Below are 569 nucleotides of genomic sequence, written 5' to 3' on the forward strand. Positions count from 1 at the left end.
TTCCGTCCAGAATAGCAATGACGTTTAGGGAGTTGAAATCTTGAGCGATAAAGCTCATCTTCCCTTTCTTAAAGGCATACTCATCCCAGTTCAACACCTCAGGTAAGGTGTTCCAATCTGTTTCAAACTTGAACTCATTGAGCTTTCTGATAACTGATGATGTTGAGATGGATAGCCTGTGTGCAATATGTGTCATTGCTTGATTTTCGATGAGTAATTGGGCGATCTTCTGGTTAACAGCGACGGAGATTTGGTGGTTCTTCTTGACAAGAGGAGTTTCAGCGACAGCCATTTTCGCACATTCTTTGCACTTGAAACGACGCTTTCTAAGACGGATAAGTAAGGGATAGCCAGCTGTTTCTAGATAGGGAATTTTGGAGGCTTTTTGGAAATCGTATTTTGCCATTTGTCCCTTGCAGGAAGGGCATTTAGGGGCTGTGTAATCCAAGTGACCGTGGAGTTCTAAGTGAGTTCCCATATCATATTCATCAGTGATAACGATATTTTTGTCTTTAATTCTGAGAAAATTTGTGATAAGATTTAGTTGTTCCATATGAGTCTTTCTAATG

At 40.4% G+C, this 569-nt stretch carries 1 protein-coding gene; it reads right to left on the bottom strand.

Features of this window, described 5'->3' with window-relative positions; translation table 11 throughout:
• Positions 1-553: transposase family protein (locus ODU45_RS10010; RefSeq protein ID WP_398581236.1), on the bottom strand; the 553-nt coding region annotated here is incomplete at its 3' end.
• Positions 554-569: the final 16 nt, after the last annotated feature.

This window comes from Streptococcus sp. 2022WUSS135 (assembly GCF_044427045.1).
Classification (GTDB): Bacteria; Bacillota; Bacilli; order Lactobacillales; family Streptococcaceae; genus Streptococcus; species Streptococcus hashimotonensis.